Below are 7,830 nucleotides of genomic sequence, written 5' to 3'. Positions count from 1 at the left end.
ATATACATATTATAAGTTGTTTCTTATAGAGCAAAGATACTAATTTGTAAGCAATTCACAACGACAATGGCAAGGCGCATTCAGTTGAATTTGTTGTTTCTTATAGAGCAAAGATACTAATTTGTAAGCAATTCACAACTAATATCGACAAGGATTCATCATGTCAAAGTTGTTTCTTATAGAGCAAAGATACTAATTTGTAAGCAATTCACAACTGATATGGCAACCGGGAAAGACCCTATCAAGTTGTTTCTTATAGAGCAAAGATACTAATTTGTAAGCAATTCACAACCTCAATCTACTTGTGTCCATGATGGATGCAGTTGTTTCTTATAGAGCAAAGATACTAATTTGTAAGCAATTCACAACTAGCGTCCAGTACCATCATATCCACATCGAGTTGTTTCTTATAGAGCAAAGATACTAATTTGTAAGCAATTCACAACGGATAGCGTTGTTGTATCTCCAGTCCTCAAGTTGTTTCTTATAGAGCAAAGATACTAATTTGTAAGCAATTCACAACATAATCAGCTCGAGGACCAGTGCGGCATAAGTTGTTTCTTATAGAGCAAAGATACTAATTTGTAAGCAATTCACAACAAGTCGTGAACCCGATGGAAAAAGGTTTGTGTTGTTTCTTATAGAGCAAAGATACTAATTTGTAAGCAATTCACAACACCCGGTGGCATGAAGATGATTTGGCGGGGTTGTTTCTTATAGAGCAAAGATACTAATTTGTAAGCAATTCACAACAAATTTTGCCGACACCAATGATTACCATGGTTGTTTCTTATAGAGCAAAGATACTAATTTGTAAGCAATTCACAACTGTTATGCCAACTTGCCCATACGGTTGAAGGTTGTTTCTTATAGAGCAAAGATACTAATTTGTAAGCAATTCACAACAAAATCTGACACATACACCATTGCCGAAATGTTGTTTCTTATAGAGCAAAGATACTAATTTGTAAGCAATTCACAACGCCATGTTTGGTGCAAGATTTACTTGGAATGTTGTTTCTTATAGAGCAAAGATACTAATTTGTAAGCAATTCACAACGCAGCCTTTGACAACACAAGGTTGCCGCGCGTTGTTTCTTATAGAGCAAAGATACTAATTTGTAAGCAATTCACAACTGAAATGTTCACATTGTGGGTCTGACAAGAGTTGTTTCTTATAGAGCAAAGATACTAATTTGTAAGCAATTCACAACGCAAAAGGACGGGAACTTGCACTTGCAGACGTTGTTTCTTATAGAGCAAAGATACTAATTTGTAAGCAATTCACAACTGGGTAACAACAAAACAACATTCAAGTGGTGTTGTTTCTTATAGAGCAAAGATACTAATTTGTAAGCAATTCACAACGGCATACCTTATATATATAGAAAAACGATGGTTGTTTCTTATAGAGCAAAGATACTAATTTGTAAGCAATTCACAACTTCTGAGGGTAATAATTAACCACCTTCGTGTTGTTTCTTATAGAGCAAAGATACTAATTTGTAAGCAATTCACAACAAGAAGGTATTTTGTAACGTAACCAATTCGGTTGTTTCTTATAGAGCAAAGATACTAATTTGTAAGCAATTCACAACCGCTGAGTCCAGGGGAGGGCAGATGTAAAGGTTGTTTCTTATAGAGCAAAGATACTAATTTGTAAGCAATTCACAACAATATTCACAAGAAAGCATTGGACGAACTCGTTGTTTCTTATAGAGCAAAGATACTAATTTGTAAGCAATTCACAACCGGGTATCCGTTGGCGTTTTTCATTCCGATGTTGTTTCTTATAGAGCAAAGATACTAATTTGTAAGCAATTCACAACTAACGTGATAATCACGCTTAACGAACCGCGGTTGTTTCTTATAGAGCAAAGATACTAATTTGTAAGCAATTCACAACTTAAGAATTTATTATCTAGCGCGGCATACAGTTGTTTCTTATAGAGCAAAGATACTAATTTGTAAGCAATTCACAACTAGGTCATACAGTTCCACTCAGTCGAACCGTTGTTTCTTATAGAGCAAAGATACTAATTTGTAAGCAATTCACAACTACAGATGTATTCTGTACTTTTGCAATCGGGTGTTTGAGGTACTAATTTGTCAGCAATTCACAACAGTATCTGGACAAAACTGGCGGACATAGTCGTAGTTGCTGTACATGGAAAGATCAGCGCCAAGCATCTCTGAAATGTGGGTAAGATGCACTCCTACGTGGTTCATGAATGTGTCGGTGTAGGTTTCTTTCTTTCTTTTTTCTATGTCTTCCTTTTTGTCGTAATATGGGTTATGTCCTTTGATATCTTTTACAATAGAAAAGTCCATACATTTCTTTGCCATATTCAACATGAATGGCTGAATTAGTTTTTTTGCTTTTTCGTTGTCGTTGCAGGAGGCCACAATAATATTTATTGTTACCAAATCACGGCGTATATCTTCACATATAATCTGTTCAGATTCGTTTTTCTTGTCAACTATTACTTTCTTGATCTTCTGTACATTGAATGTTGTCTTTATGAAGAGAATCCAAGTCCAAACCTGAATGATTACGATTATTAATGTTACGAAAGTGATTAAAGTTTCCATTGTTTTCTGTTTTTTTAAGTTTTTGATAAATTTATTAAATGGTCTAAAATACTAATTTGTCAGCAATTCACAACTGAAAGCCCTTTCGGAGCAGAACGACATTAACATTTTTAACTTTCCGTAACTTTCGGAAGTGTTAAGACATAGGTTGTCAACACCGGAATGTTAAAAGTCTGTATTGGATTTTTAACACGAATACGGACTTTTAAAACTGCAATACGGGGATTTTGAGGAAGAAATACCGCGTTTTTTCCTGGAATCGTGCCGGAAAAACACCCGAAAAGCGGGCTATTCTTAAAAGACAGCCCGCTTTGCTGTTACAAATATACGACATTTTCAGCCCGAAAGCAAATAGTGTTAAAAAGCCATGCCGCCCACACGGGGCGCCGTTTCCGAGCAGCGGAACGCCTACACGCTGTAACCGAGCAAATGGAGAATGAGGGGGGAAAGAATGGCTGTGAGCAAACCGTTGAGCGTCAGGCCCAGTGAAGAAAAGGCGCCGTAACGGTCGCTCCGCTCCATAGCCGCCGACGTGCCCATGGCATGAGCCGCTGTTCCCATAGAAAGTCCTTGTGCTATTGGACTTTTCACATTGCCCATCTTCGTTATTCTGAACCCTGCCATGCCACCGAAAATACCGGTACACACCACCACAGCCGCCGTGAGCGACGGAATGCCTCCCACCGCCGAGGAAATTTCCATGGCAATGGGGGTGGTGACGGCTTTGGGTACCAGCGACATCAGTACGGCCTGGGAAGCTCCGAAGAGCCTGGCCACAAGCACTACCGAAACTATGCCGGCCACACAGCCGGCCATTTCGGCAACGAGCAGCGGCAACATCTGTTTCCGGATGGTGACCAGCTGCTTATAGAGCGGCACTCCAAGGGCCACCACCGCCGGCTTAAGCCAAAAGTCAATGTAGTCGCCGCCGGCGCGATAGGTGGAGTAGTCCACACGGGCCAGGAGCAGAATGACAATAAGCACCGTTATTGAAACAAGAATGGGATTGAGCAGTCTGACGCCTGTCTTCGCCTGCAACTGCCGGGCAAGGACAAACACGACGAACGTCAGCGCTATGAGAAACATTTTATTGGCAAAGAAATCCATATCGGTCAACATTTTTCATCGGTAGAGGCCACACGGCGCTTACGGAAAATATTTTTCAGGCGCATGTGCCGCCGCACAAGTTGATGTACATGGCCCGTAACGACAAGTATGACGGCCGTGCTCACGACCATGGCGCCGACAATGGGCAGCAGCTCTTTGCCCAACAGATCGAGACAGCCCATCAGTCCCACGCCGGCCGGCACAAAGAAGAAACCGAGATTGTGTACGAGAAAATCCGACATTTTCTCCACCTGCGAGAGTTTGACCGCCTTCAGCTCCAAGGCCAGAGTGAGGAGCAACATTCCGATGATGCTCGACGGAACGGGAACGTCTGTCAGCCAAACGACCAGCTCGCCCAAAGCGAGAAAGGTGAACAGCACGCCACACTGTAGAATTACATTCATAACTTATCGTTTAAAGAAAAAATCGCCCATCGGAGTTTTCTATGAGCGATGTTTCAGATTTATCAGTAGGACGCTGCAAAATTAGCATTTATTCCTGACACAGCCAACCGCAGATGCGCCGCATGCCTTAACGACATAATAACTTACTATTGTTTTTTAAAAAAATACGACACCCGTTCATCGGAAATTCCGTATATTTGCAGTATGTTAAGGTACTTAAAAAGGAAATGCCCATGAAAAGAAAAATCCTGTGGGGGATTGTGGCGTCAATAATCTCCCTGAGTCTCGCCGCATGCAGCGATGACAACGATGACGCTATGGACTACTATGTGCGATACACCGTAGGCGCTACTGCAGGGGATGACTTTTTCATCAGCTACAATGATAAAAAAGGAGAGCCGCACATTGACCAGCAAAAAAACGCCGCAGGAACGGTGGAAATCGTCATCGGCCCCGTACAGCGGGGATTCAAAGCAGAGCTTTCCGCATCGGTGAATGGCGGACATGCTCCTGCATATTCGCAAATAGACGTGAGCTACAAGGGTAACCCCTTTGTGAGGAAGGTTCATCTGCAACAAGGCACACACATCTACTACACCATCACCGGCGAAGAGCGCTGACAGTTCTTCACGGCCGGCAGCGTTCACCGCATATCGGGTAAGAACCGACTGCAACGTAATTACTGTACGTTGCAGTCGGTTCTTTTAATTCTTCTCGGCCATTACAGCCTCCGGCAGCAGGAACAGCCAGGTAGCCACGCAGAACGGAGCTGTCAGCGTAGGAATGCCCCAAGGAAGCATCAGGGCGTTCATGGCTCCCTGAACAAGCACCGTAAAAACAATGGCAGCCAAAGTGATGACGGCAGTACGCACGCCAGGTTTGAAAAACGTGTTTCCCAGCGCGATGGCTGTAAGCACGGGACTGAAACCGTAGAGACCGTTGGAAACGGCTTCAGGCGAGGCCTCCAAACAAACGGAAATTCCCAAAGCTATGCCCGACCCCACCATGGCCCAAATGGCGGCCCGCCAGCTGGAAACGGCCAGGGCTATGACAAAAAAGAGGCCTGCCACCCAGGAATTGACAAGAAACACCTGAGCTATACCTTTGAGCCAATAAACGGCCAGCGAAGCGGGCGAGCAGTCGGGTTCCCCCTCAGCCAAAGCCTCCGCCGGAACAGACAGTGGCAAGGCATCGAACTGACGGGCGGCCATGAGCGCCAGCCAGGTGAGAAACACGAAAGGGAAGGTAAGCGAATTGATTTTCCACGCAGACATCATGCCATTCAGTCCCCGCTGCAAACCGGGAGCAAGTATGGCCAAAAACACCAGCAGCGCCCACATCGGCCACGTATCTGCCAGAAACACCGGAAGAGCGCACCCCACCAGCGTACCGTTAAAGCCCCAAAGACCGGCCTCACCCTGCGTTTTGTCGGGAACTGTCAGGAAACCGGTTGCCATGGACAAGCCAGCCCCGACAACGGCGCCCCAAGCCACTTGAGGCGTACCACACTCATAAGCCCCCCAGAAGATTCCGGCAAGAAACAGCCAGCCGGCCAGGGCACTGCGCTGAAACATAACCTGGCTCACCCCACGGGCAAACGCCACAGACACGGAGCGCAATGAATCAGCATCCGTAACAAAAGAAAGTAGTCTTTTCCGCCGTAAACTCATGATCATTCGGTTTTACAGACAAAGATACAATGAAATATTCAAAAGTGCTCCCGACCGAAATATTTTCATTTTCCCTTACAACCCGCGGTCACCCCTCTAACATGCCTTTATCCCGCGGCATTGCTTCATCGGGATAAAGTGTTCCAGCCCATCGAAACGAAACACCAACGCCGGTACTCACTGCATAAGGCTCTGTCTTCTATAATCGGCATGATGAACATCAATGTCAGAAAAACAAACGGATTTCTTTCTCACAGGAAATAAAAATCAGTAATTTTACAAACGGAAACAATCACTCCCAACGTTTTTTGATTCAATTACGACATTAAACTTTCCAACAAAACCATGACCAGACAAAACATCATGCGGATGGCGGTTTTCATAGTGTGTATCATCCTGCTCGCAGGAGCTGTCTCCGTTTCGTCAAACACTCTGATGAGCGCATGGATACCTTTCGCCGGATCAGGAGCGGCAGCATTGCTTTCCGGAACGGCACTGTGGAGGGCATGGCGCCGCCTGACAAATTCGGAGAAAATCCTGTCTAACTACCTCTGTCACACTATATGCACCGGCATTGTGCTGGCGGCGGCATTCTACATCTGCAACTACGCTTTTGCCAATAAAACAAAAACCCACAACACCCAAGTTGTCGTAGAAAAGAAATACCACAAAGTGAGGCACCACACCCGCCGCATAGGCCGACGGCATTACACGCAAGGACGACCATACAAGGTTTACTACATGACCGTAAGATTCAACAACGGCAGTACAAAGGATCTTTCCATACCTCTGAAACGGTACTGCCGCATCCGCCAGGGCGGCACAATTTCCCTGCCGGTTGCACGCGGCCTGTTTGGAGTTCCTGTGATTATCAATACCACCGCCGCCCGCTGACACGCGGCGCCTGCCCGCCGGAAACATCGGCATTTATCATCTGCCCGTAGCGGAACTTTTCACATCAGAGACAGGTACAGAGCCATCAGCAGGATTAGCCCGCAGCGTAACCGTTAGTGGAATTTTAAATCTTTTATTACTCATCAAAATCAGGTCTCTCTGGCTCCAAAAACTTTCTATCAGACAGCAAAATGCAGAAGGAGCCATTCTCACACGAACTCTGATTCTGACTGCAAAAAGCCACAGTTCCACCAGCACCCCATAGATGCCATCAAATATCAGCGCGACAAACAATAAGAATTTGTTTGTCGCGCTGATATTTGATGGCTTAAATGCTTATAAAGCTTTAATATTCGTCCTCGTTGAAAAGAAAATCCTCTTTAGTCGGATAGTCCGGCCAAACGTCTTCTATGGTTTCATAAACTTCACCTTCGTCTTCAAGTTCCTGAAGATTTTCCACAACCTCCATCGGTGCCCCCGACCGCATAGCGTAGTCTATCAACTCGTCTTTAGTGGCAGGCCAGGGAGCATCCTCAAGTTTTGATGCAAGTTCCAGAGTCCAGTACATAAAATCAATATTTATTTAGGTTATTACTTTTGGCGGCAAAAATACTATTTTTTCTGACAAAAGAACCTTTTCTCACCATTTTATTTCACAAAATCCTTTAATTTGATTTAAAAAGAGGGCTAACAAAAAGAAAAAATCCGACAAGCGATTAAGGTAAGACAGATATTCTTCGCCTCCGGCACTGACTACACACCGCTCCACCCTACGGCAAACGGAACGGCAGACATGGGCTTGGGCGGCAGAACGACATCCGCCCGGCAAAACAAAGCCGCACCAAGGCGGGAGATGGCTCTGAAGACGGTCGATGGCGGCCTCTATGGCTGAAAGCGCCTCAATATCAGACAAAGATACGGACAGTGACGCGCCGGACAAAGCGGAACCGATCACAAAAAGACGGCGCTGAACCTCATGGAGTTGCCCGATAACAGCGGACTGACTACGGGAGGACTCCTCCGAAAGCAGGGCCACCAGCAAGCCTACATGACTGTTGAGTTCGTCAAGTGCGCCACATGCTTCAATACAACAGTCGTTTTTGCTCACTTCCGTACCGTCAGACAGGTGCGTAAAACCTGAGTCACCACGTTTAGTATATATC

The 7,830-nt window shown here is 45.1% G+C and carries 8 protein-coding genes and 1 CRISPR repeat array; of the genes, 2 read left to right on the top strand and 6 right to left on the bottom strand.

The features are described 5' to 3' along the window. Positions 1 to 92: 92 nt before the first annotated feature. A CRISPR array of direct repeats spans positions 93 to 1,752; the repeat unit is 47 nt; unit sequence GTTGTTTCTTATAGAGCAAAGATACTAATTTGTAAGCAATTCACAAC. Positions 1,753 to 2,109: 357 nt separating this feature from the next. The 3 genes from C5S62_RS02335 to C5S62_RS02325 form a co-directional block, all read right to left on the bottom strand. Then, complete coding sequence (locus tag C5S62_RS02335) at positions 2,110 to 2,592, bottom strand: hypothetical protein (protein WP_104403894.1); 483 nt, start codon at positions 2,590 to 2,592, stop codon at positions 2,110 to 2,112. A gap of 408 nt (positions 2,593 to 3,000) precedes the next feature. Then, entirely contained in the window at positions 3,001 to 3,699 is a 699-nt protein-coding gene (locus C5S62_RS02330; protein WP_104403896.1) for an LrgB family protein, read from the bottom strand. A 5-nt stretch (positions 3,700 to 3,704) separates the two neighbouring features. Next, entirely contained in the window at positions 3,705 to 4,103 is a 399-nt protein-coding gene (locus C5S62_RS02325; RefSeq protein ID WP_104403893.1) for a CidA/LrgA family protein, read from the bottom strand. 233 nt (positions 4,104 to 4,336) lie between these two features. On the opposite strand from C5S62_RS02325, the gene C5S62_RS02320 reads away from it, so the two are divergent. Then, positions 4,337 to 4,723, top strand: coding sequence for a hypothetical protein (locus C5S62_RS02320; RefSeq protein WP_133159467.1), 387 nt, complete (start codon positions 4,337 to 4,339; stop codon positions 4,721 to 4,723). A gap of 84 nt (positions 4,724 to 4,807) precedes the next feature. On the opposite strand, the gene C5S62_RS02315 is transcribed toward C5S62_RS02320, so the two are convergent. Further along, a complete protein-coding gene (locus C5S62_RS02315; protein WP_104403895.1) occupies positions 4,808 to 5,773 on the bottom strand; it encodes an urea transporter in 966 nt (321 codons plus the stop codon). Between the two features lie 345 nt (positions 5,774 to 6,118). Between C5S62_RS02315 and C5S62_RS02310 the strand changes: the two genes are divergently transcribed. Then, positions 6,119 to 6,667, top strand: coding sequence for a DUF2500 family protein (locus C5S62_RS02310; protein WP_104403891.1), 549 nt, complete (start codon positions 6,119 to 6,121; stop codon positions 6,665 to 6,667). Between the two features lie 346 nt (positions 6,668 to 7,013). Here C5S62_RS02310 and C5S62_RS02305 read toward each other — a convergent pair whose 3' ends face one another. After that, positions 7,014 to 7,235 (bottom strand): DUF2795 domain-containing protein, encoded by a 222-nt coding sequence (locus C5S62_RS02305; protein WP_009347943.1) that lies wholly within the window; start codon positions 7,233 to 7,235, stop codon positions 7,014 to 7,016. A gap of 72 nt (positions 7,236 to 7,307) precedes the next feature. Next, positions 7,308 to 7,830: cob(I)yrinic acid a,c-diamide adenosyltransferase (locus C5S62_RS02300; protein WP_104403890.1), on the bottom strand; the 523-nt coding region annotated here is incomplete at its 5' end.

Origin of the sequence: Prevotella sp. MGM2 (genome assembly GCF_002933955.1) — a bacterium.
Classification (GTDB): domain Bacteria; phylum Bacteroidota; class Bacteroidia; order Bacteroidales; family Bacteroidaceae; genus Alloprevotella.
This window is presented reverse-complemented; position numbering and strand designations above follow the sequence as displayed.